The sequence below is a fragment of the Acaryochloris marina MBIC11017 genome, assembly GCF_000018105.1.
Taxonomy (GTDB): Bacteria; Cyanobacteriota; Cyanobacteriia; order Thermosynechococcales; family Thermosynechococcaceae; genus Acaryochloris; species Acaryochloris marina.
On the sequence record NC_009925.1, the window covers coordinates 3483818 to 3507537 of the forward strand.

Annotated in this window: 16 protein-coding genes and 1 pseudogene; 4 read left to right on the forward strand and 13 right to left on the reverse strand. The window is 49.2% G+C overall.

The window, feature by feature from the left end:
• Positions 1-4 precede the first annotated feature (4 nt).
• The gene (locus AM1_RS15630; RefSeq protein ID WP_012163845.1) at positions 5-1384 is read left to right on the forward strand and encodes an NYN domain-containing protein; all 1380 of its coding nucleotides are present in this window, start codon (positions 5-7) and stop codon (positions 1382-1384) included.
• Positions 1385-1412: 28 nt separating this feature from the next.
• Here AM1_RS15630 and AM1_RS15635 read toward each other — a convergent pair whose 3' ends face one another.
• From AM1_RS15635 to AM1_RS15665, 7 genes and pseudogenes are all read right to left on the reverse strand, one after another.
• Positions 1413-5630: a PAS domain S-box protein gene (locus AM1_RS15635; protein ID WP_012163846.1), complete on the reverse strand. Its 4218-nt coding sequence runs from the start codon at positions 5628-5630 to the stop codon at positions 1413-1415.
• A gap of 172 nt (positions 5631-5802) precedes the next feature.
• Complete coding sequence (locus AM1_RS15640) at positions 5803-8187, reverse strand: endonuclease MutS2 (protein ID WP_012163847.1); 2385 nt, start codon at positions 8185-8187, stop codon at positions 5803-5805.
• Positions 8188-8330: 143 nt separating this feature from the next.
• A complete protein-coding gene (locus tag AM1_RS15645) occupies positions 8331-9095 on the reverse strand; it encodes a hypothetical protein (protein WP_012163849.1) in 765 nt (254 codons plus the stop codon).
• Positions 9096-9179: 84 nt separating this feature from the next.
• Positions 9180-10718, reverse strand: coding sequence for a hypothetical protein (locus AM1_RS15650; protein WP_012163850.1), 1539 nt, complete (start codon positions 10716-10718; stop codon positions 9180-9182).
• A gap of 161 nt (positions 10719-10879) precedes the next feature.
• Positions 10880-12219, reverse strand: a pseudogene (gene rppB, locus AM1_RS15655) (two-component system sensor histidine kinase RppB).
• The gene (gene rppA / locus AM1_RS15660; RefSeq protein ID WP_012163851.1) at positions 12212-12907 is read right to left on the reverse strand and encodes a two-component system response regulator RppA; all 696 of its coding nucleotides are present in this window, start codon (positions 12905-12907) and stop codon (positions 12212-12214) included. The pseudogene rppB and the gene rppA overlap by 8 nt, the downstream one beginning before the upstream one ends.
• A gap of 5 nt (positions 12908-12912) precedes the next feature.
• A complete protein-coding gene (locus AM1_RS15665; RefSeq protein WP_012163852.1) occupies positions 12913-13329 on the reverse strand; it encodes a heavy metal-responsive transcriptional regulator in 417 nt (138 codons plus the stop codon).
• A 155-nt stretch (positions 13330-13484) separates the two neighbouring features.
• On the opposite strand from AM1_RS15665, the gene AM1_RS15670 reads away from it, so the two are divergent.
• Positions 13485-14282: a glutaredoxin gene (locus AM1_RS15670; protein ID WP_012163853.1), complete on the forward strand. Its 798-nt coding sequence runs from the start codon at positions 13485-13487 to the stop codon at positions 14280-14282.
• A gap of 169 nt (positions 14283-14451) precedes the next feature.
• Positions 14452-15414 carry a metallophosphoesterase gene (locus AM1_RS15675; RefSeq protein ID WP_012163854.1) on the forward strand — a complete coding sequence of 321 codons (963 nt, stop codon included), beginning with the start codon at positions 14452-14454 and terminating at the stop codon, positions 15412-15414.
• Between the two features lie 24 nt (positions 15415-15438).
• Here AM1_RS15675 and AM1_RS15680 read toward each other — a convergent pair whose 3' ends face one another.
• The 6 genes from AM1_RS15680 to AM1_RS15705 all read right to left on the reverse strand — a co-directional run bounded on the left by AM1_RS15680 (position 15439) and on the right by AM1_RS15705 (position 22316).
• Entirely contained in the window at positions 15439-16674 is a 1236-nt protein-coding gene (locus AM1_RS15680) for a sensor histidine kinase (RefSeq protein ID WP_041659901.1), read from the reverse strand.
• 10 nt (positions 16675-16684) lie between these two features.
• Complete coding sequence (locus tag AM1_RS15685; RefSeq protein WP_012163856.1) at positions 16685-17368, reverse strand: response regulator transcription factor; 684 nt, start codon at positions 17366-17368, stop codon at positions 16685-16687.
• A 34-nt stretch (positions 17369-17402) separates the two neighbouring features.
• On the reverse strand, positions 17403-18308 hold the full coding sequence (locus tag AM1_RS15690) for a class I SAM-dependent methyltransferase (protein WP_012163857.1): 906 nt from the start codon (positions 18306-18308) through the stop codon (positions 17403-17405).
• Between the two features lie 102 nt (positions 18309-18410).
• Positions 18411-20357 carry an amylosucrase gene (locus AM1_RS15695; RefSeq protein ID WP_012163858.1) on the reverse strand — a complete coding sequence of 649 codons (1947 nt, stop codon included), beginning with the start codon at positions 20355-20357 and terminating at the stop codon, positions 18411-18413.
• 353 nt (positions 20358-20710) lie between these two features.
• Positions 20711-21145 (reverse strand): ferritin-like domain-containing protein, encoded by a 435-nt coding sequence (locus AM1_RS15700; protein WP_010476640.1) that lies wholly within the window; start codon positions 21143-21145, stop codon positions 20711-20713.
• 202 nt (positions 21146-21347) lie between these two features.
• On the reverse strand, positions 21348-22316 hold the full coding sequence (locus AM1_RS15705; RefSeq protein WP_012163859.1) for a carbonic anhydrase: 969 nt from the start codon (positions 22314-22316) through the stop codon (positions 21348-21350).
• Positions 22317-22531: 215 nt separating this feature from the next.
• Here AM1_RS15705 and AM1_RS15710 point away from each other — a divergent pair, with 215 nt between their 5' ends.
• Positions 22532-23407, forward strand: coding sequence for an aminoglycoside phosphotransferase family protein (locus tag AM1_RS15710; protein ID WP_063710549.1), 876 nt, complete (start codon positions 22532-22534; stop codon positions 23405-23407).
• The last annotated feature ends 313 nt before the right edge of the window (positions 23408-23720 follow it).

Here is a 23720-nt window from a genome sequence, read left to right on the forward strand (position 1 = left end):
ATCAATGGTGCAACTCAGTAAACAAGGATTGATTCTAGGATTAGGTCCGTTAGCCTTTGCCATCGCCTTTGGGGTGACCTACTTCTCCGACCGTGATGCCCGGCGAGCTTCCGTGACAGGTTTGGCAGCCCTCTCTGCGACCTATGCCACAGGGTTAATTGCGACTGAGGATCGTCGCCGCCCTGCCACCCTGGCAAATGCTGGCACGCTGCAGATGCAGATTCCTCCTAAGACGAATCCATCCCCTGTATCCGCGACGCCTGCGCCTAAATCAGCTCCAGGCGAGGTTGCTGTTTTTTGGGATTATGAAAATGTCAAAATTGCGGCCCAAGGTATCCAGGCCCCCCTGGCTGAATCTTTGGTGGAGTATTCCCAATCCCAAGGTCATACGCGCCTGAAAATCGTCTACTCCAATTGGCGACGAGAAAAAGAATCTTTAGTGCAGGCCCTATATAGTTTAGGGTTTGAGCCTATTCATGTTTCCACGGGTAAAGAAAATGCGGTTGATGTTAAGTTGACCGTTGACTGTTTAAATACAGCGTATCAATATCCTGATGTCGGCCACTTTATTATTGTCACGGGCGATCGGGATTTTGTGCCCCTGGTGAATGCCTTAAAAACTCTGGAAAAGCAGGTGACCTTAATTGGCCGGGCTGAAGTGGCCAGCAATCAGCTATTACTGAGTGCGGATGAATTTATTGACTTAGAAAAGCTAGATACTGAGAAGTTAGATACCGAAGACACCGAAGAGGCTGCCCCCACCCAACGGCTCACCCAAACCATTAGCTATGAAGATGCGGTTGCCTGCTTACTAGCGGCTATTAACCTAGCACGGGATCAAGGCAAAAGCACCCGTTTTGGTGCGGTTGATCGCCTGATGCGGGCCAATGTCAAATATACCTATGCGGGGGTGGCTTCGATTACACGGCCAGATGCTGCTTCTTTTACGAACTTCAGTGCTTTTGTTGATGCAGCTGCTCAGGCTGGACAAGTTCAAATTAAAACCCTATCTGGATTTAAAGAACTGTTTTTGCCAGATGAAGATCCAGAAGCCGAGTCAGAATTTAGCTCTCAAGATTCGGGTCCCCTCACCCGAGAACAGTGGAAAATTATTCTGGATCAGGTACACAGTGCTTTTAAAGAAACGGATCCAGAGCATAATTCCTATGGTCGGTTTATGTCTTTGTTCTTTTATGTCCGGTTGGCGAAGAAAGATGGTCGTTTGCCCCACAGCAATGAGCGTCTGAAGCAATCCCTGAGCCGCTTGGTTGATCAAGGGATTCTAATGGAACAGGCTAATCGCAGTTTTCGGGTGGCGGAAAATTGGGAGAACAAAGCTGAGATTTGGCTCGACCAATTGATGCAACCGGAAGAGACCTCCTAAAAAATGGGGCTTGGATCGGTTTGAGGGATTAAGCATAGGTCAGAGAACAGGGTAAGGCAATCCCATATCCCTGGACATAGTCTATTCCCATACTCTGGAGCTGCTTCCGGGTAGAGAGATCGCCGACGGACTCGGCAATGGTTTGTAAACCCATTACATGGCCAATGTGGTTGATCGATTCCACAATCGCTTGAGTGGCTGGGTCGTTGGCCATATCCTCAATAAAGTGACCGTCGATTTTCAAATAATCGACGGGTAAGGTCTTCAAATAGGCAAAAGACGATAACCCACTGCCGAAATCATCCAGGGCAAATTTGCAGCCTAATTGCTTGAGTTCATTAATAAACGTGATGGCCTGATTGAGATTAGAAATCGCTGCCGTTTCCGTAATCTCGAAACAAATCTGGGGAGCAGCATGGGGATAACGCTGGAACTGCTCTTGTAGGAACTGCAAAAACTGCTCATCGCCAATACTGGCCCCGGAGAGGTTGATCATATAGGGGAAAGGCTGATCTCCCCCAGTTTTCGGCATTTGGGGAGGGTTAAAGTGATCCACTAAAAACTGACTGATCACCCAACGATCAATTTCTGGCATCAGATTGTAGCGCTCAGCTGCAGGAATAAAGGTGGCGGCACTGACCACCTGATCTTGCTCATCCACCATGCGGAGAAGCACCTCACAGCATTGGTGGATCTCCGACTGTTCTGGGTCGGCGGGGACAATGGCTTGCCCATAGAGGCGAAACCGATTTTCTTCTAATGCCTGCTTAATGCGACGGCTCCAGCGCTGGGTTCCCCGCTGTTGGACCAATTCTAGATCATCGAGCTGATAGACATGGATGCGATTGCGGCCGCGAGCTTTAGCAGCATAACAAGCGGCATCGGCTGCACTAATCAGGCTAGACAGATTGTGGCTATCGTAATTAATGGCCACTAGGCCAATGCTGAGACCAATGCTAAAGGCCTGTTGATTCCAATTAAATCGGAAGGTTTGTAAGCGCTGCCGGAGTTGTTCGGCAATGACTTGGGCTCGCTCTATGGAACATTGGTGCAGGAGTAACCCAAATTCATCTCCTCCTAAGCGAGCGATAATATCGGTGCTTCGAATGGTGTGTTTGAAGAGTTCTGCTACCTGCTGGAGCAGTTCATCCCCGGCGGCATGACCACAGGTATCATTGACAATCTTGAACTGGTCGAGATCGAGATAGCACAGAACATGCTGGAGCTGATCTCGATGGGCAGACTGTAAGGCTTTCTGGAGCAGCTGCTCAAATTGATAGCGATTGACTAAGCCGGTGAGAGAGTCATGGCTGGCGTGCCAGGTCATTTGTTGGGAGAGTTGACGAGATTGGCTGACATCTCGAAAGACCACAACGATACCGAGGATCGTGGTGTTGCGATCGCGAATCGGTGCTGCTGAATGATCAATGGCATATTCTTGGCCATCCTGGGCAATTAAGAGGGCTTGATGTTCGGAGATGGCAATCTCGCCGGTCATTAAAACGGAATCAATCAGCTGAATATCTGGACGGCGCGTTGTTTCATCCACCACCTGAAACACTTCATGAATGGGATGTCCTTGGGCTTCAAAACAGGACCATCCTGTCAGCTGTTCAGCCACTGCGTTGAGATGCCGAATTTGGCCTTGGGCATCCGTCGTAATCACCGCATCACCAATGGATTGCAGGGTGACCTGGGCCAGTTCTTTTTCTTGGAACAGTTCTTGTTCCATATACTTGCGATCTGTGATGTTATGGGCCACCCAAATAGCAGATGTTGGCGATAGGGGCGTAATACTGGCGACATACCAAGCTGGTATCGATGTCGAAGGCAATTGATACTCAAAGGTAACGGTTTCTTGGCTGTTGATCGCTTGCTGGATATGCTCGTGAAAGGCTTGAGCTTGCTCATTTTCGAGGAGCAATACTTCAGCTGTTTGATTGATTGTCTCCACCATATCGGGTGAAACGATAGAAGGCGGAATGGCATTGATTTGTTGAGTTTCGGTATCGAAAACAAAGACAATATCCGTCATACCATTAAATACCGCTCGAATTTGGGCTTCGCTGGAGCGAACCTTATCTTCTAAAGTCTTGCGGTCGGTGATGTCTACACAGGAGCCGATATAGCCGATAAACTCTCCATTGGGTAAAAAGCGGGGGGTACCCATATCAATGAGCCATCGATAGGCACCATCATGGCGTCGGAGACGATATTCCATACAAAAGGGTTCACGGGCATCAAAGGCAGTCTTACAAATGTCTAGAGAGGTTTGACGATCCTCAGGATGTATTCCTTCAGCCCAACCCTTGCCCAGCTCGTGGGCCATAGTCTGTCCCGTAAATTCCAGCCATTGTTGATTAAAAAATGTGCATTGTTTATCCACCCCTGACATCCATAGCAGTACGGGGGCACAATCTGCCATTTGCTGAAACCGTTGCTCACTCTCTCGCAAGGCAGTGTCGGCTTGCACCTGATCGCTAATGTCTCGTTGAACCATCAAGATATAGGGCTCTTGACTGGCTGGATCTGTCACCACGTTGCAGGAGCAATCGATAACTAAAGGGGTCCCGTTTTTGTGGATGAATTCCAGGGTTTGGTGATAGCTCCCCTGGTCCACTAACTGGGCTACATAAGTCTCACAGGCGGCTTGACTGGCTTCACTCAAGTAGGTCTTGAGCACACTACCCAAGAGTTCTGAGGCTTTATATCCAGATTGTTGAATTGCTGCCTGATTCACTCGGCGAATCACACCCTGGAAATCAACGACAAATAACGCATCGGGAGCAGCATTAAACAACATGCGAAAGCGTTTCTCACTCGCTCGAAAGGCGGATATTCCCAAGGAAACTCGGGTTTCTAGCTCTCGATTGAGTTTTTGACGTTCTAACTCTGCCTGTTTGCGATCGCTAATATCTTGCACCATCACAATAAAGTAATCGGGCGCCCCGGTTGAGGTTGTAGCTAGGGAGATGGTCAAATCTAACCAGGCTGAATGGCCCTGAGGATGACGATAGTGATGCTCTATCTGAATCGAATCTTGGGTTTGAGCGTGCAGCGTCTCTTGCCAGTTCCCTCCGACCTGGGGCATCTGCAGGACATCATTCATGGGGGTGTGGGTGACTTGGGCGGGCGTTCTCTGTAATAGGTCACAAAACCGTTGATTGGCCAGCATGACTTGCCCCTGCAGATCGACATGGGCAATGCCGATCACGGCTTGTTCAAACATGACGCGAAAGCGCTCTTGGCAGAAATATAAGGTGGCTGCATCCGCCTCGACTTTTTTCTCGAGATTGAGGTTTTGATGCTGGAGAGATAAGATGCGGTCGTCGCGTATCTGTTCGACCTGATGATGCAGAACCTCGGCGGTATGATGGGCTTCCGGCACATTGAGAGCATCCAGAATACTCGCTTGGGTCAAAATACCGGCTAAATCACCCTGCTGCCCCATGACCACGAGGCGGCGAACCTGCATGTCTTGCATGGTTTGATGGGCATCCCAAAGTTTGTCATCTAGGTTGAGACAGACCAACGGCTGACTCATCACGGTTTCAGCCAAAGTGGTTTGGAGATCGAGACTAAGCGCCTGAAATTTGACGATATCTCGCTCGGTGATGATGCCTAGAGGTTGAACCCCACTGGTTTGAGACTGCTGCTGGGCAATCACTACACAACTCATCTGGTGCATGGCCATCCGCTGGGCCAATTGCTGAATGGTGTCTGAGGGAGGAGCCGTGACGACCGTTGGGGTCATAACTTCACTGACATGCCGCAACTTCAGCAACATGGTTGGTTCTAGAACTTTACGCAGGCTCTCAGTGGTAATGACACCGATCAGTCCACCCGTGTCGTTCAGAACCGGTAAATGGCGGATATGGTGTGTTTGGAGGAGGGTAAGCGGGGTGAGGATATCCTGCAGTTCAGTCTCTAGCAGGGTATAGAGTTCCGTACTCATGACCTCACTGGCGCTGACCTGACTAAAGTCTGTTGTGGTTGTACTGAGCTTAACGATGTCTCGCTCTGTCAGAATGCCCACTAACTTCTGCTGGTGTTGGACAAGGACATAACTAGAGCGTTGGGGGCGAGCGGCGTTCGCTTTGCCTTCCCGCCCTAGGCTCATCAACAAGACCACCTCTTTTAAGCTGGCTTGGGGGGTGACAACTAGGGGATGACGCTCCAAACTGGCTTGTACAGCCGCAAGGTTTAACCATGGTTGTTTCACCTGGGTGCTTGGTTGGCTCGTCATAAATCGCAATCCTCAGCAGGAGCAGTCAAGTCTGGGAATTAGGTTAGACGCTTAATTTTCACACAAAATACCCAGAAAATGCCCTTTTAGATTGCCCTAAATCCTTGCGAGGCCTAACATCCGATTACAAAACATAAAGGCTTTCTGTTTGAGTGGTTAAAAGGCTACAGTCTCAAACGCCACAATAAGCAATGGTTACGCCTTTCCCACCATCAGCCTGTTCGGCAAATTCATAGCGAGAGACAAGGGGATGTTGCGATAAATAGGCTTGGACGCCTTGACGAAGTTTACCGGTACCATGACCGTGAATAATCCACAGGGGCCCCTGGGCCTTTGCGATCGCATCTTCAATCACCACTTCGGCATCGGCGACTCTAGACCCCCGGATATCCAAGGTGTTCTTGGAGGTGCGAACCATGGGAGCCGAATTTTTAGGTGTATTGTCTCCTTTTTTAGGTGCACTATCCGTTTTCTTGGGGGGAGGTGCGACCTTCTCGCCCGTTAAGGACTCTATCTCCGTGGGCTTGACGGTCATTTTCATCATCCCAAACTTAACCACCAGCTCGTTGGTGGGCGTAATCTTAATCACGTCTGCCTTCTGGCCAATGCTGGGAATGCGAACCCGATCTCCGACTTGAGGTTGAAACCCCTTGGGAGGCGGCGCTTTGGGCTTGGTGCGCGAGGGAAGTCGCTGGTTGGCAATTTTTTCTAGACGTTCGGTGGCAACCTGGGCGGCAGGGGCGGACTTGGGCTGTTGTTGGAGGTCGCGAATCACTTGTGCGATCGCTTGTTTGGCTCGGCGAATTTCTTCTTGAATGGCTTTCTCTTGCTGCTGCCGCAGTTTTTGCTCTCGAACTTTCAGATCCGAAGCTTTCTTGGCCACTTGCTCATGGAGCTGTTCTGTACTTTGCAGCAGTTGGGCGGCGGCTTGAGCCTTAGTTTCCTGCTGACGACGTTCAGTTTCTAACCCGGCAATCACCTGATTAACATCATCGGTTTCGCCATCCATCTGGGCCTGGGCTTGGGCGATTACCTGCTCATTTAGCCCCAATCGCTGGGCAATAATCAAGGCATTGGAGCGACCCGGAATCCCCCAGAGCAAACGATAGGTGGGCTGCAAGGTGGCATCATCAAATTCCACCGAGGCATTTTCAAATCGATTGTCTGTGTATTTCAGAGCTTTGAGTTCGCCAAAGTGGGTGGTGGCAATGGTGAGCTGAGCCTGATCGGCTAAGTATCGCAATAAGGCAATGGCTAGAGCACTTCCTTCTAAGGGGTCAGTACCTGCACCGACTTCGTCCAGCAGCACTAAAGATTGGTCAGTTAGTGCGGCAATAATCTCTTGAATTCGGCGAATATGACCGGAGAAGGTGGACAAACTTTGCTGCAATGATTGTTCATCGCCAATATCGGCCAGCACCTGATCAAACCAAGGTAGCTCCACCGGTTCTTGGGCAGGGACAAATAGTCCTACCTTTGCCATCAGAGTCGCTAAACCTAAGGTCTTTAGGGTAACGGTTTTACCGCCAGTATTCGGACCCGTAATCGCCACCACGCGGATTTGAGGTTGAATGGTCACGTCAATGGCCACCACTTCGGGGCCTTGCTCATGCTGCTGTTGCCAGACTAGTAAAGGGTGGCGCAAACGTCGCAGGGTCAGGGTGTCTGCTGCGCGGTTGACAAAGCGGGGGCGATTGGCCTCTAACCAATAGCTATATCGGGCGCGGGCGGTGGCAAGGTCCACTAACGTCACGATTTGTAGCAGGGCGTCTAAGTCTTCATGGACCTCTGCCACTTTTTCCGTGAGGGCTTGGCGGATGGCTTCGGCTTCTGCTTGTTCTTGGCGGGTGAGTTGCCGCAGCCGATTATTCAGCTCTACCGTGGCCTTTGGTTCAATATAGAGGGTGGCTCCACTGGTGGAAGCATCATGAACAATGCCGGGAACCGCATCTTTTTGGGGGGCTTTAACGGGCACCACAAACCGATTGCTGCGCTGGGTAATCAGTCGCTCTTGTAATGCCGCTCCCTTTCTCTGCAAAATTCGCTGCAAGATGGTTTGGACGTCATTGCGGACCTGCCGCTGACGTTCACGAATCCCCATCAATTTTTCGCTGGCCCGGTCGGCAACTTCCCCTTGCTCATCAATACAGTGGCGGATTTCTTGCTCTAATTCAGGGTAGGTACGCAGGTCGGCCACCAACTGATTAAGACTGGTTAATTCGGGATAACGATTGATGAGGCGACGTAGGTTGCGGCTGCCTAACAGGGTTGTGGCAACCTGCAGTAGCTCTTCGCCTCTGAGAATGCCTTGACGTTGCGATCGCACCAATGCTGCTCGAATATCATGAATCCCCTCAAAGGTCAGTGCAGTCAAAAGCTGAGTTTCTAGGTCATAAACCTCTTGGGTTTGCTGCAATAGGGTTTCACTGGCTTCAACCGTATCAGGAATCGGCAGCTCAATTGCTGCGGCCACCCCTAACTTAGTTGCCGCAAAGGTTGACAGATGCTGGCATAATCGCTCCCACTCCAGCAGTTCTAAGGTTTTTTCAACAATCACAATGTCTTAATGCAAACCGATTCTCCACTTCTGTCATCGTAACAAGCAACCTCTGAGGTGAGGGGCACTGGAGATGAAATGGCTAAGGTTAAACGTAAGCAGTTTCTCGTTTTGAAGGCTGACAACCTACCCTTTGATCTCAATTAAAGAGAACGCTGGATTCCCAATGTGACACGTACATCAGGAGAATCACTGGTGAGTCCCGCACCTGCGCCAATAGAAAATACAGTCAAAGGATCCAGTTGATGTCTTATGCCTAATTCCAGTAAATAAGCATCTGTATCAGCTTCTTTTTCCTGCTCAAATACAAAGTCTGACACCAGCATAGTATCGGAATTAATACGGCGGCTATAGCCCAAAATGGCAGAAAACTGATCTCGGCGCTCCCCAGCTTGAGGCGCAAAGTTATGGCTATAGCCGAGGTTTAAATGCAGCCGATCCATATTGGCATTGCCAATTGTCTTAGTGGCAAGTAGCCGAACGGTTGGATCAACACTGGCACTCTCTGGTCCCGTCGGTAAATCTGCGCTCACAGAAATGGCAAAAGCTGGGACGGAAACTGATTCTGTATTGAAGTTATAGAACAGTTCTACACCTACATCTTCAATATTGTCTTCGCCCCCATCCCCAAATGAAAACGGGACTGAGATACGGGCTTGGGTATTTGGTGCAATCCCATATTCCAACCTAGGTTCGATCAGCAGCCGATCTTCATTACCGTTGCGTTCATAGCGGAGTAGGCTTTGTACTTCTAAGCCTTTGTAGGGGATTGGATAGGCATCTTCAACTTCCGTGGGTAAACCTTCTTCCAGATTTAAGTGGTCGGCAGCCTGGGCTGGACTCATGCCCCAGATGGATAAGGTCAAGCTAAAGGTACAGCTCACTAGTAAAGACGGCGAAATACGCAAAATAACTACACTCCTTGTGTTAAAAAACATGCAAGCTTGAAGCCCAGATGCGGCTCTGGACCTAACTGGTTGAAACTAGGTTGCTTACTGAGCTAATGCAATGCCTGAAGGTTCATCGCTCATGGGCATGGGTTCAACATCGGGCAGATTGCCATACTTCTGTTGCCATCCCTTGATCATCGCTTCTACCATTACCGGGTTGATTGATCCAGGTTTCATGCCCTCATGGTGCATCTGCATTTGGGGCATCAGTGCCATCATGGCGTCCATAAATGATCCAGGAAGTTCGCCGTCTTGGATGCCTGGGGTGAGCTTCAGTTTGAGCTGGGCTTTCAACTGCTGATGCATTTGATGCATTTCTGGCGACATCCCATGCTGAGCCATGTTGTCGCTCTGGGACGTCATGCCCTCCTGCTGCATACTGCCATGCATCTCACTGTGGGAATGTTCGGTTCCTTGGTGTTTCATGATTGATGACATAGGATGCTGAGATCTGCTGCCTTGATGGTGAGCCATGCCCTGATGCTGCATTTCACTGGAGGGGGAAGATCTGTGCTGCATCATGACGGGCATCATTTCATCCAGCATCTCGGTCATCATCCGGGTCATTTCACCATCAACCTCCTGAACCCACTCGTTGTAGTCCAGTGGGTTTACCTCTGGTTTCGTCAGTTCAAATTTACGAACTAGGTTTTCATCTCCTGGCTTATAGGCCATGGCACCCAAAACGCGGTAAAGCTCTGTGCGTTTCTGCTCAACGGTCCAGCCATCATAGGCAAAAATATCGTAGGTAATGCCGTGAAGCATATGAAGATTATCAAAGACGTTGGCGGTCTCGGGGGATAAGCGGCTGTAGCGTGGTGATAATTCCCAACTCAACAGCATCCGCCCTGGTGGGGCAGGAACGACTTGTTCACCAAACAGATCTTCCATCTGATTCATAAATTTATCTTGGGCATCGCCATTGCCGCTCATCATCATGGTCTCGTAAAGGGCAGGATGCCACCAGTGAGCAGCATAGAAGAAATTATTGTTCTTGGGGTAATAGTTGCGGGTCAACGCGAAGTAAGGCTTCATCATCACTGCTGCGCGCCGCATGGTCATATCTAAGGGCGCAGGACTTAAGGCAATATCCTTGTAGGTCTTGCGATAGTAGTCGTAAGTCTCCAGTAACTTTTCTTCTTTCTCATGCCAAGCAATATCTTTGTCAGACATCACATCTTCGGTCATCTCGTGTAAGAGATGGACGGAATCTATGGTACGAAACAATCGCCAAGTGGCACGGGCTGCAAAGGGTGCAAACAACTCCATCGGTGGTTCAATCCGAGGAGGGCTTTCGTCGTAATCCAACACTTCTTGGTAGAGTTTGGCATCTTCTTGGGTGTGTTGTTTGAAAGGCGTCAGTAAGAGCACGTCATGCAATTTACTATGGGCAAAATGCAGCGCACTAGCGACCCGATAGCTACGGCGATGACGATTGTAGAAGGACAGTTGATAGGACGTGCGGGGATGGGCGACAAGATTCCGTTGCTCAGCTGCTGCTGGGTTTGGAATTTGGCCAATGATTAAGGCTGCAGCAAAGGCTAAGGCCGCCAGTCGTTTGAAGGATTGTTGAGAGGGCATATCGTTATTCAGGTGCTATGAGTCGTCTTGGGGCGTAATGGATCGATCCCTTCTAAAATCCTGGCAAAACAATATGAAATCAGAATGAGATGAAGAAATGCAGGAATCTTATTGGAGAAATGGCTGTACTTTAAACCTTGGATTCAACAGGTAAGTTTCGCTCAGGTAGGGAGAATCGGTAGATGGATCGTAAAAAGGCTGCCTTTACTAGGCTGGCTCTGCACCGTTATCTGTCCCTGATGTTTTTGGGCAATTGCCCAAGCGATTGCCAGTCCTAAGCCTGAGCCGCCCGTTTGTCGGTTGCGATCGCAATCTACCCGATAAAACCGATCAAAGATTTTTTCCTGCTCCTCTTCAGCGATACCAACGCCTGTATCCTTCACCTGGAGAACAGCCTGCTGATCATTGTCAGCGAGTGAAAGGATAACCTGCCCCCCTCGGGTGTGTATTGAATGGCATTAATCACCAAGTTAAACACTAAGCGATACAGCTGGGCCTCATCCCCAGTCATTTGCAAGCGCTGCTCAGCCTGAATCTCAGTGATGAGCTGAACCTGTCTATTCAATGCTAAAGCTGCTAATTCCTCGGCAATGTCATGGACTAAATCCTGTACACAGCAGGAGCCAGTTGGATGAGTTTGAACTTGACGGTCCAAGCGGGTGAGCAACAGTAAGTCCTGAATTAATTGAGACAAACGCTGCTGCTGTCGATCCAAAACCTGCAACGTTTCGCGCGTCTCGACTTCTGAAAGGGGAGATGTATCCAAAACAGATTCCACCGTCGCTTGAGCGGCAGCAATTGGCGTCCGTAACTCATGGGCTGCATCTGCTGTGAACTGCTGCATTTGCTGGTAGGACTGACGAATCGGTTGCATCGCTCGTCCAGCAAGCCACCAGCCTGCTAGGCCAACAAAGATCAAGGCTAGGGGTAAGCCCATAAACAGAATCAGTCTGACGGAGGCTAGATATTGATCAGACTCCTTCAATGAACTTCCCACCTGCAGGTATCCCCAAAGGGGCGCATCAGGATTTTGCAAAGGGATAGTGATTTGGCGGTAGCGAATGTTGTCCTCGTCCTGAAGATATTGCCACGCTGTCGTAGACGAAGAGGATGCTAGACCGTTGGGTTTCAGCCCAGCTTTGGCAAGTAGTTTTTGGGAGCTATCTAAAATCCGAATGTAATAGCTGCCCTGAAACATCTCCCCCGGTGAATGTTCTGCAGCGCTAGCAGACGTTATGCAGGGTTTTGAGCTAACGCATGAATCCGGCAAAAAGCGCTGGGCACTGGTGGGAAGTTCGCCAGGTTGAATGAGCATTCGCTCTAAATTGTCGTGTAACCGACCTGCGATCGCTTGCAATTCTCGATCTGCAGCCGTTCGATGGGCATGATCAATCGCCTCATAGACACCAAAGCCACTGAGGGTCAAAATAATACCCATCACCCCGGCATACCAGCTTGCCAACCGCCATCGGGTCTGACGAAATAACGTCCGCTCATTCATGGGTTAGATGGAGACGATAACCCACCCCATAGACGGTCTCAATGGCATCGTCACAGCCCAGTTCAGCTAGCTTACGTCGCAGTTGACGCATAAGGGCAGCTACCACATTACTGATGGTGTCGGCTTCCGCGCCCCAAAGCTGGTTAAGGATCTGATCGCGACTCACAATTTGTCGGGGATGCTGCATAAAATACTCTAAAAGCTGAAACTCTTTATGGGTCAACAAGACGCTCTGACCTTGTTCCTGATTCAGGATAGAGACATTGTGGGTGCCATAGTCTAACGTGAGCGGCCCCACCTGAAGTTGTTGAGGCTGAAAATGGGGCGATCGTCGCTGCAGTGCCCGCAAACGGGCCAGTAATTCAATTTTGCGAAAGGGTTTAACCAGATAATCATCCGCTCCCGCATCCAGCCCTGTTGCGGTATCTTCCGGTTGATCCTTGGCGGTCAACATCAGGACGGGCAAAGGACTCTGCTGAGCCCGAAGTCGCTGGCACAGATCTATCCCGGACAATCCCGGCAATAACCAGTCGAAGATCGCCAGGGTGTACTGGGTCCACTGGCTTTCTAGATAGCCCCAAGCTTCCCTGCCATCTTTCGCCCAATCCACAATATAAGCTTCCTGGGTGAGAGTGCGCTGAATGGCAGCGCCCAGATCCGGTTCATCTTCGACCAGTAATACTCGCATAAGCGTTACAAGGAAACGGTTGAAATCAAAGGACAGATATCACCGGGTTGAGGTCGGGGCTGGTTGGTGGCCCAGCGATCTCGATAGTGTTCCAATTCAGATTTAAAAGACATTATCTGCTGGATTTGATGGTCAAGCTGTTCAATCTTGCCTTGCAGCATCGACTGCACCCGTTCACAAGGGATGTCCCCTTGTTGGTGAATATTGAGGATTTCTCGAATTTCCTCTAAGGAGAACCCCAAGGTTTGTGCCTTCTTGATAAACTGCACCTGCTGCACGGTCTCTTGGGGATAATAGCGGTAGCCATTGTCTCCTCGATCCGAGTGAATTAACTCTAAGCTTTCGTAGTATCGTAACGCCCCAACAGCAACCCCAGTTTGCTGTCGAACCTCACCAATTTTCAGGCGTGTGGCTCTTGTCATCTTTTCGTTGAGTAGAAAACTACCTTTACTTTAAACCCTACAGTCAACTGTAGGGTCAAGCCCATCACCCAGGTGCGCGATATTTGCCCCTTGACTCTCTAGTCAACTGTAGGGTTTAGCCTATGAATGACTCCAATCGTACAGGGAGGTGAGTGATGACGACCTTAAACACAACCCAGACACCCGTTAAGCTCTATCGAATGTCAACCCCAGACCATGACTGTCCTTGGGGCCTGAAGGCCATCCATTTGCTCAAGGAGCAAGGCATTGAGTATGAAGACCACCCATTACGCTCAAAGGAAGAGGTGGAGGCATTTAAAGCAAAACATGACGTGCCCACCACACCACAAATTTTCATGGGAGAGGAATGCATCGGGGGCTATACCGATCTAGCACAACACTTCGGTGTGGAAGTTGAGGCTGCTGACTACTCCTACACCCCTGTGGTTGCCCTCTTTTCCACGGCTGGCCTGATTACTCTTGCAACCTCGTTAGGAATGACTGGTTTTATGGGGGTGTCACTTTCAATGCTGGCATCCTTGAAGCTAATGGACCTGGATGCCTTTGCTGAAGGATTTCAGAGGTATGACCTGATTACCAAAACATTCAAGCCCTATGCCAAGTCTTACCCCTTTGCTGAATTGCTGATTGGCCTGGGTTTCTTGTCTGGAGTGGCACCACTGTTAACCGGAATTAGTTCACTGTTGATTGGAACCAGTGGGGCTATCTCTGTGTTCAAGGCAGTCTATATCGATAAACTGGCGTTGAACTGTGCCTGCGTAGGCGGGAATACGAAGACGCCATTAGGTATTGTCAGCTTTGCCGAAAACGCGATTATGGCTGGTATGGGGGCTTTTCTAATATTTACGTCAGTGGGTGACAGAACCCTGGAAGCGGTGCAGACGCCAGATTCGTTATCTTCTGCTGTTGTTCAGCTTAGGGATGATGTGTAGAACATTGACCTGCACTGCTCAACTCATGCAGATGGAGTAAGAATCTTGTCGAGTTTTTAACCTTCTCCGTTCAAAGTATCTGCGAAAGCAGTTTTCTCTACCGCTGGCCCACGCTCATGCGGGTGAGCTGGTCTCTTGTAGAGAACTCGATGCAGATTTCTGGGTAGGTATGTCTTTTAATCGGCGAAAGTTTCTCTCTCTAGTCAGCCTGTCTGGCTTGGGAGTTGGCGTTCTGCATCATCAGGCTCAATCCCAGGAGCCAATCCAAGAACGGTTGGATAGCAGAACTCAGATACCGGATTCAGCTCTATCTCACCTACGATTCGTCGCAGTGGGGGATGTGGGCACAGGAAAACGGCCTCAGTTTAAGGTTGCTCAAGCCATGATGGCGTACTGCAAGCAATATCCCTTTTCTCTGGTTTGGCTTGTGGGGGATAACATCTACAACTCAGGAGATATTCACCGAGTCAAGAACGTATTTGAAAAGCCCTATAACGATTTACTGCAGAATGGTGTGACGTTTCATGCCGTTTTAGGTAATCATGATATTCGGTCTAACGAAGGTAAGGATCAGCTTCGTTATCCGGGGTACAACATGCTGGGGCGATACTACACCTTTGGGGATGAACTGGCTCAATTTTTTGCGCTAGATACTAATCCCGGCAATCATTGGACTGCCCAACTCGAATGGTTAGAACAAGCATTATCTCGATCACAAGCGACCTGGAAAATTGTGTTGGGACACCACAATATCTATTCTTCAGGTTGGCATGGTGCATTTCAGCATTTGGTTGAATCATGGGGACCATTGATGGGCCATGTTCCTAGCCATTCAATGCTTTTAAAGCAGCTTCCTCCGTTGTTTAACAAATATGGTGTACAGCTTTATATCAATGGCCATGAACACCATTACGAGCGGACTCAACCGATTCGTGGCACCACCTATCTAACCTGCGGCATTGGTGGGGCAAAGTTACGGCCTTGCCATTCATCTGCTTGGACCGCGTTTGCAACCTCACAATTTGGGTTTGCGGCTCTTGAGGTCTTCAAAGACAAGCTGAGTATTCAAGGTATTGGCGTTGATGGTAACTGCTTTGATCAAGGCATAGTGCGCCAAGCCAGTGAAGTTTAGCGACCCAATGCTGCTTGAAGTGCATCATCGCTCAGGAGAAGAGTCATACAGAGGGAGTTTTATAGAAAAACAACTTCCTTGTGTCCATTCACTTTCCACAGCAATGTTCCCTTTATGAAGTTGAACAATACGACGAGCAATGGCTAGCCCTAGACCACATCCTTCTGTCTGATACGACCGGGACGTGTCCGCTTGCCAAAATCGGTCAAAGATTTTCTCCCGGTGCTCCGCTTTTATTCCCATGCCCGTATCTTGAACTTGAATCAGGATGGATGATCCGACTCTGGTACTGCTTACTTGTACTGCTCCTCCAGTTGGGGTATATCGCAAGGCATTCTCCAGCAGGTTGACCAACACTTGTCGAAGCTGATCTTCATGGCCTAAGACCCAAGTGGGTTCTGCCAATTGAGTGGTCAGGGTAATGCCTTTAGATTGAGCTTGGCGTTGGTAATGCTGACTCAGTTCCTCTAAGGTGTGCAAAAGATTAATGGGATCTTGATGCTGTTCTGAAGACTGGTCAAGTCGGGCCAATTGCAGTAAGGATTCTGTGAGTGCAGTCATCTGATTTACTGCACTGAGGATGGCTTGAAATTTCTCAGCATCGGTCTGTCGCATCCCTTCGGGATATTTTTGGGCCACGGTTGCATTGGTTTTAATCGCCGTGAGAGGACTGCGCAGTTCATGGGAGGCATCGGCTGTAAATTGCTGGAGTTGGCGCATGCTCTGCTCAATGGGATGCATGGCTCGGGCGGTTAACCAGGTTCCTCCTATTCCACTGAGAACAATCGCTAGAATAGCGCCACCGCCTAAGCCCCAATCGAGCTGTTGAAGGGTTTGGTTGACGGCCTCTAACGATTCATTGGCGCGGACAAAGCCAATCAACTGCCCAGTATTGAGGTCTTGAACTGGCACCGTCATGGATTTGAGGTTGGCGTGAGTCTGAAGTCGAACAAGTTGTTGGGGGTCTAAAGGCAGATTGGAGGCGGGCTGGCCTTGGGTTCCTACCAACTGACCTGTAGGGTCGTACCATTGCAGAGATTGAAGGTCACGCACTAGATCTTCTTGATCGAGTTCAAGGCGACCGTCTTCAATTTCGAGTTCAAGACTTCCCGCTTTCACTAAATTTTGCAATCGTTGGCTGACCTGATGGTGCAGGGTATAGGCGAAGGTGGTACGGATTGCGATCGCAAACACAACCATAATCCCCGCCAAAACCATCAGATAGGATCCTAAGAGCTGCAATCGAACTTTCCGAAACAATGCATAACCTCTAGGAATGAAGAAGCGGATTCAGACGATAGCCCACACCATAAAGCGTTTCAATTAGCTGGTCAGACCCTCCGGCTGCTTTTAATTTACAGCGCAGGTTACTAATATGCGTTTTGACCGTGCCCTCACTTGAGGCGCGATCCAGCTCCCATAAACGATCTAGCAACATAGCGCGGGTAAAGACTTGCCCCGGATGTTGAAGTAAATGTTCTAGCAGAATATATTCTTTGGGCGTTAAATCTAGCAAGGTCTCACCATAGTGAGCATGATGGTGAATCGGATCAAGTTGTAAAGCACCCTGTTTCAGAATGGAAGGCTGTATCTGAGGGGGACGACGACATAACGCGCGGATGCGAGCAGCCAATTCATCTAACTCAAACGGTTTGACCACATAGTCATCGGCACCCGCGTCTAAGCCCATCACTTTATCGGTCAAGGTATCCTTGGCGGTGAGCATCAACACAAACCCGCTATATCCTGAGCGACGCAATTGTTGACAGAGACTAATCCCATCCAAACGCGGCAGCATAAGATCCAATAGAATCAGCTCATAGTCAGCCGTTTGGGTATAGTGCCAGCCGCTTTCACCATCTGCTGCTACATCGACGACGTAATGTTGATGACGCAAATCTTCGGCTAGGGGCTTGGCAATCCGATCATCATCCTCAACTAGCAGAATTCTCATGTGGTGGTTCTCTCTAGATGATGATGCATCGTGTTTATTGCCCAGATGGTAGCCATGAATTGTTCCTTTTTGCTCTGGATCCTGTTGGGTGAGTCAGCAGAACAACTTGGCTAGGTATGGCCTGTGGGATGTGGAGTTTTCCGAGTACTCGTTTCATGACTGCTCTGAGGTGAACCAAGGGGGTTGCTCGTTGTAGATGACTCAATTTGTCCAGGACATCATATTGATGAGCAACCTGCCAACCCCAAGTTTGAAAAAATTCCGGTCCTTGCTGGGGTGCAAATTTAAAAGCAGGTTCCCCATTCCCAATGTATTGATCATAAAGGGTCTGGCTGTATTGCATATGCCAACCCCTTAATACGGTCGGTGCAGCTAATTCTAATATCCACCAGCCGATACGGTCCTGTTGACTTAAATGGGCAGCGAGTTTAGAAACCTGATGTTCAGTCCAATACCCTGAGAGACCTTCAGTGATCACAAGAGCGGGTTTTGAGAGTTGATGGATAACAGAGAAAAGGGAGCGTCTGAAAGTTGAATCTACTAAATTCCCCTTAATTCGCTTGAGGATGCATCGAGGTTTTACCCCCAGGAGTGTTTGGTGCTTATACTCCAATATGTCTGGCAGGTCGATGTCTAACCAGATCAAAGATGATGGAAGGTTCAGCCGATAAGGCCGAGTATCCAGACCTGCTCCTAAGTTCATCACAAGACCAATGTTGCCATGAGCAATTCGCTCTTGGACCAGCTTGTCAATCAAATGAGTCCGAATCGCGATCACATCTGCATACTGTTGAACATCTCCTAATAGGGCCTGACAAAGTTGTCCTTGCCCACCCGCCAACTGTCGTGCCCAAGGATCCTGAAAGAGTGCGTCACTACGCTCTGATTCCAAGGCTCGATACAAGGCTACTAGGTAGGCAGATTCTGAAAGTTTGCTCATTGCAAACGTGGCATAAAGCCAAAAGAAACAGCCTTTACCGTAGGCAGTGAATGTCAAGAACTCGACAAGATATATTTTTACGGTGTCAGGGGTAGGTAGCTATTATCGAACGCCAATCAGAATCATAAATTGATAAGGATCTAGCATCAGCTTTTGGGTCGCGGTGATCGTGGTTCCTGACACAATATCTGTAAAAGTTTTGCGCATGCCGAGTAACCGTAACCGTCTCCCCACAATGGCCTGCTCACTTTCCGTAAAGTTGCCGAGCACCAACACACTTTGATCATCATGGTGGCGGAAATAGCCAAACACATGATCATTGCCAGGATCCATCACGACTGTTTCTGAACCCGTAAAAGCCCGGTTTTGCTGACGAATATGAATCAGCCTCAACAGCCCCAAATAGATTTTCCCCCAGACTTCTTCTGAATTTCGGCGCGAGTCAGCCCGTTCCCAATCGAACGTAAGTCGATGCGTCCATCGACTATCCCCATCCTTCTCGGGAGATTGACCATAGTCATAGTCGTTGAGGATACCTAGCTCATCTCCTAAATAAAGAAGGGGAATGCCTCCAATGGTTAATAAAATGCCGTGTAGCAGCAAGATTCGCCGGATGGCCAGCTCCACTTGGGCTGAATCCTGTTCATAGAGCCCTTTCTCAAGACCACATAGAGAAGCGGTGGTTCCAGAAATACGAGCAAGTTGGGTTTCTAGGTTTTCTTGGAAAGGCAGGCCGCGGGCAAAACTATTTTCAAATCGATTGGTATAAAAGGCTGTCAAGAACTGCCGATGGTGCAACGGATTGATATTGAGTTCCCAAGCATCATTATCCGAAAAGGTCCAGCCAATATCGTCATGGCATCGAATATAGTTGACCCAAGCACAACCTTCTGGCAGGTCAAATCGCTTCTGCATGGCATGGCGCAACACTTGAGTATTCCGGGTTGCTAGCGCTTCCCATAGCAGGGCCATCAACTGTGGATTGTAAGACAGCGGACATTCCTCTTCACTGATATAGCGTCTGACTTCATCGGGGTGGACGATCGCTTCTGATTTGAAAACCATTGCTGGAGCCGCGATTTGCAACACCACATTGAAGGCTTGAATCAGTAAATGGGCTTCTGGAAGATTCTCACACGTACTTCCTAAGCGCTTCCATAAAAATGCCACGGCATCTAGCCGTAACACTTCGACCCCCACATTGGCCAGGAATAGCATTTCCTCAGCCATATGGCTAAAAACCGTGGGATTTTCGTAATTGAGATCCCATTGGTAATTACAAAACGTCGTCCAAATCCATTTGCGAATCTTGGTGCGGTAGGTAAAACAACCCGGATGCTCATCGGGAAAAACTGAATTAACCGTTTGTTCAAACTGATCGGGTAGCTCGCGATCTCGATACATCCGGTAGTACTCTTGATGCTCCCGATCGCCTGCCATAGCTTGCTTGGCCCATTGATGCTCATCGGACGTATGGTTAAACACGAAGTCCAGGACCAGACTAATGCCATGTTGCCGTAGTTCAGTGGCGAGATCAGCCAGTTCCTCCATGGTGCCGAGGGAGGGATCGACCTCGCGATAGCTACTGACGGCATAGCCCCCATCATTGTCGCCTTCTAGGGTTTTGAATAAAGGCATCAGATGGAGGTAGGTGATCCCTAGCTCCGTGAGATACGGGATGCGATCGCGAATCCCACTCAAATCACCGGCAAAGAGATCGACGTAACACATGGCCCCCACCATCCGATGGGACTGATACCAGTGGGGATCTGCTTCTCGCATCACATCCAAGGCCTTCAGTTCATCGGGCCGCTTCATCCACATATGGGTGGTTGAATCTAAAATCTGTTCTAGATGATAGAAAAAGTCATACTGATGGCCATACAGCTGGTACAGCAAGCCAAATAAACGGGGGAAGTGGGTTTTAATGCGCTGAACATAGCTTTGCCACGTCCCTTGATCAATTTGGTCCGCATAGCGAACTTCTAAACGGGGCATTAACCGGGATAGAGACTTGATACTGTGTCGCTTGAGAGCTACAGCATCCATGGCTTCTTGCATCGGCATGGTAATGGAGTGATATGGCAATAGTGTATCGGTATCCACGATGTCTGAAAGAGGATGGATCGCCTATGAGTCCAGCTGACCCCTTTCACATAGTGCCCAAAGATGAACCATGACAGAGTAATCTCGCGATTTTCTGGGTTATGTTTCTGCATATTTACCCAAACTTCAGCCTGAATGTTCCATAGCAAGGGAAAGGACATCTCTTTCCCTTCATCCATAGGCTGCTCCCCTCAAAATCCTAAGCAGCTCCAGTCTGCTCAGATTGGCAGAGAAATTTGGGCCTGGAACGCTGTAAAAAATATTTTTTCGGTGGGAATTAAACGCTTAAGCGGCCATCAGCTAAAGTCACGGAGCATCTTTTTGATTTCCAGATTATGCATTTCTTCCTGGCCAATTTTGGTGCGGGCATATTCTTCTAGGTAAATGCTGGCATTTTCTACAACATCTAAGAGCTGTTTGTAGAGATTCAAGGCCAACTGCTCATGGTTCAAGCTTTCTTGTAGCAAGTTTCTGACTGCGTGCTGATTGGTTTCTTCAATGGGAGCAATCTTTTGGCTTGGATGCCCTTCCAATCCAGTGATGATTTCTCCCGCTTCCTGGGCATGAGTGAGGGATTCACTCGCTTGGGACTTAAAGAAGTCCACAATGGGTAATCGATTTGGCCCCGTTACCATCAACCCATAGTGGGTATAGCGAACAACCCCTGCCAATTCAAATTCCATAATGCGATTAAGAAGGGCAATGGTTGCTGCGGTATCGAGGTCTCTCATAGGTAGAAAAAGTTGAACTGAATAAGGTCTCTGCATCCCCCTGAATGCCTGTCTGCAGGGACATTGAGGTGACATAGAAGAAATCCAAGTGTAACACTTGTTTTTAGCAGGACTAGGCTTATCAGCGAAAAAGCTTTACAGGCAAAATATTGAGATGACCAGCAGGGTGTATTGTCGCCATGTATAGGTGCCCCCCCAAAGGCTATCCCATTTGCCGCAGCCACCTGGGAATCTGTTCTGAGAATTGATGATGATAATTCTGGGCTTCGCTAGCGCTCATGCCTTCATGGCGGGCATCTTCAAGCAGCTTGCTCATGGATCGCATACGGTCTTCTACGTCCACCCAGGAATCCGGCGACGCTTTCAAGAGAGCATTGAGCTGAGAGCGGATACGATCTGCTGCAGGCGTACCATTGACGGGAGAAGCCGCTGGACTTGAAGACGCTGACTGAAGTCGAGGGGTTGGCACTTCACAAGCGACCGGCGGCGCATGGGTGCTAATTAAATATTGCTCTAAGCGAGACGGCAAGCTGGGAGGAGGGTCTAACAGCTGGCTTTGAGGAGGGATGTAGGTATGGGTCTGGTCATCATAGGCCAAGACTTCCCCAGTCTCGATGTGATAAATCCAGCCATAAATTTGCAGTTTGCCCTGCAGCAGCCGCGATCGCACAATGGGATATGTCTTCAGATTATCAATCTGTACCAAGACATTTTCGGCCACTAAAATTTCAACCCGCTCTTCCCCTTGGGATTCGGGATAGTTCTCTGCCACCAATCGTCGGGTGGTTTCGGCATGTTGTAACCAGTCATAGACCAAGGGCATATCTGCTTGCAGCTTATTCAGCTTCATCAGCCCTTTCATCGCCCCACAGTGGGAATGGCCGCAGATCACCACTTGATCGATCTCTAGAGCAGCAATGGCATATTCAATGGTGCCACCTTCGCCGCCATTGGCCGCTCCATAGGGGGGCACAATATTACCGGCATTACGGATGACAAATAATTCTCCTACATCCGTCTGGGTAATCAGATTGGGGTCAACCCGCGAATCAGAGCAGGAGATAAATAGGACACGGGGCTTTTGACCGTGAGAGAGTTCTTCTAAGAGTTCTTGATTTTGGGCAACATAGCTTTGCTTAAACTCTTGTAGACCACGAACTAGCTTTTTCACGACTCAACTTCCTTGACACGACTTGGCGCGAACCATGTCATCCGGCTTAGTCCACGCAAGTTCTGGGATTGTAATCTTCTCAAGACTTCAGTTTAAACTATATTCAAGCAGTCAAAAGATATAAAAAATTTATCGTTGCCATCATGTCGTGATCCGTTGGCGATTCGGCTCGGTAATCTTCTCATGACCGGATGCTTGGGGCCCTAGAAGCAGCTATGCAAGATAGACGCCACCCTTATCAAGCCTTTGATCCAACCTTAATCCGCTCATTTATTGAGTCGGTGGGCCCGCATCTGGTCCTCCATTCCGTAGAGCTGTGCACAGCGGGAAAAAGCAATACCAACTTCAAGTTAACCCTGAGCGATGGCAGTTTATATATCCTGAGGCTGTACGCCAACAGCAAACCTGAGCAAGACGCCTATATTTTTAAACTCGTGCAAGATATTGTCCCTGTACCTGAGCTACTGGCTCAAGGACCCCAGTGGGCCATCTTGTCGTTTTTACCTGGGCAGCTGTTGACTGAGACACCAGACCATGTGGAGCAGGCCGCCACTGCTCTTGCCCGTCTCGCTGACCTCAAATTCAATACACCGGGTCAGCTACAGACAGATGGATCGATCACCCCCTTCGACTTTGGCGGACTCTCGGACTATATGGCGCAACAGCTCCATCATCCAGAGGTTCAGTTTTGGCTCGGACTAGACGGGCTGAAACGTCTGCAACGCCTCCTAGCTCAAGAGGTGAATCGTCTCAAGGAACTCGACACCTCAACCTGTCTCGTTCATGGGGACTTCAATCCCACCAATATTCTGATTCAGGATGGTCAGGTGAGTGGTGTGCTCGATTGGGACTATTGCCATTCGGGAACGCCCTACATGGATATTGGCAATCTGCTCCGGCATACCCCCATCAACCAGCACCCACAAATTAAGGCAGGACTGGAACGGGGAGGAATGAAGTTGCCGCCGGATTGGCAGCGACGGGCTGAGTTGGTTGATTTGACCAGTCAGCTAGAATTCTTGACCTCTAGTCGTTCTGACACCTTTAAACAGCAATGTGTGGACAGAGTGAATCTGTTTCTTCGGATGTAACGTGAGAAAAGCAGCGCTTCGCCATGCTGCAAGAGTTTATTTGTATAGCTGAGAGTTATGGGAGCCGGGTCTAGGCATTGGCGGTATCTTGCTCTGGTTCCGATGCAGTAATCTCACAGCGATACAACCCATCACCATCATGGCTGCACCGATACCCAATATCCAATTGGAATGTAGTAAAGGTCCACAGAGTATTGCAATGAAGCCCAGCAATATAAGTCGGACTGCCCAGATCTTGTAAAGCTTTCTTCTGTTAAGAAGAGAGGGCAGTCTCCAAGCGTTTGGAGTACTGAAACTATTCTTTGTCCCTGGA

What these genes read in the sequence shown, in the direction of transcription:
- AM1_RS15690 (WP_012163857.1), bottom strand. Translation starts at nt 18,308, where the DNA reads ATGAGCAAACTTTCAGAATCTGCCTACCTAGTAGCCTTGTATCGAGCC.
- AM1_RS15675 (WP_012163854.1), top strand. Translation starts at nt 14,452, where the DNA reads ATGTCTTTTAATCGGCGAAAGTTTCTCTCTCTAGTCAGCCTGTCTGGC.
- AM1_RS15710 (WP_063710549.1), top strand. Translation starts at nt 22,532, where the DNA reads ATGCAAGATAGACGCCACCCTTATCAAGCCTTTGATCCAACCTTAATC.
- AM1_RS15695 (WP_012163858.1), bottom strand. Translation starts at nt 20,357, where the DNA reads ATGGATGCTGTAGCTCTCAAGCGACACAGTATCAAGTCTCTATCCCGG.
- AM1_RS15635 (WP_012163846.1), bottom strand. Translation starts at nt 5,630, where the DNA reads ATGACGAGCCAACCAAGCACCCAGGTGAAACAACCATGGTTAAACCTT.
- AM1_RS15665 (WP_012163852.1), bottom strand. Translation starts at nt 13,329, where the DNA reads ATGACAAGAGCCACACGCCTGAAAATTGGTGAGGTTCGACAGCAAACT.
- rppA (WP_012163851.1), bottom strand. Translation starts at nt 12,907, where the DNA reads ATGCGAGTATTACTGGTCGAAGATGAACCGGATCTGGGCGCTGCCATT.
- AM1_RS15670 (WP_012163853.1), top strand. Translation starts at nt 13,485, where the DNA reads ATGACGACCTTAAACACAACCCAGACACCCGTTAAGCTCTATCGAATG.
- AM1_RS15685 (WP_012163856.1), bottom strand. Translation starts at nt 17,368, where the DNA reads ATGAGAATTCTGCTAGTTGAGGATGATGATCGGATTGCCAAGCCCCTA.
- AM1_RS15650 (WP_012163850.1), bottom strand. Translation starts at nt 10,718, where the DNA reads ATGCCCTCTCAACAATCCTTCAAACGACTGGCGGCCTTAGCCTTTGCT.
- AM1_RS15700 (WP_010476640.1), bottom strand. Translation starts at nt 21,145, where the DNA reads ATGAGAGACCTCGATACCGCAGCAACCATTGCCCTTCTTAATCGCATT.
- AM1_RS15630 (WP_012163845.1), top strand. Translation starts at nt 5, where the DNA reads ATGGTGCAACTCAGTAAACAAGGATTGATTCTAGGATTAGGTCCGTTA.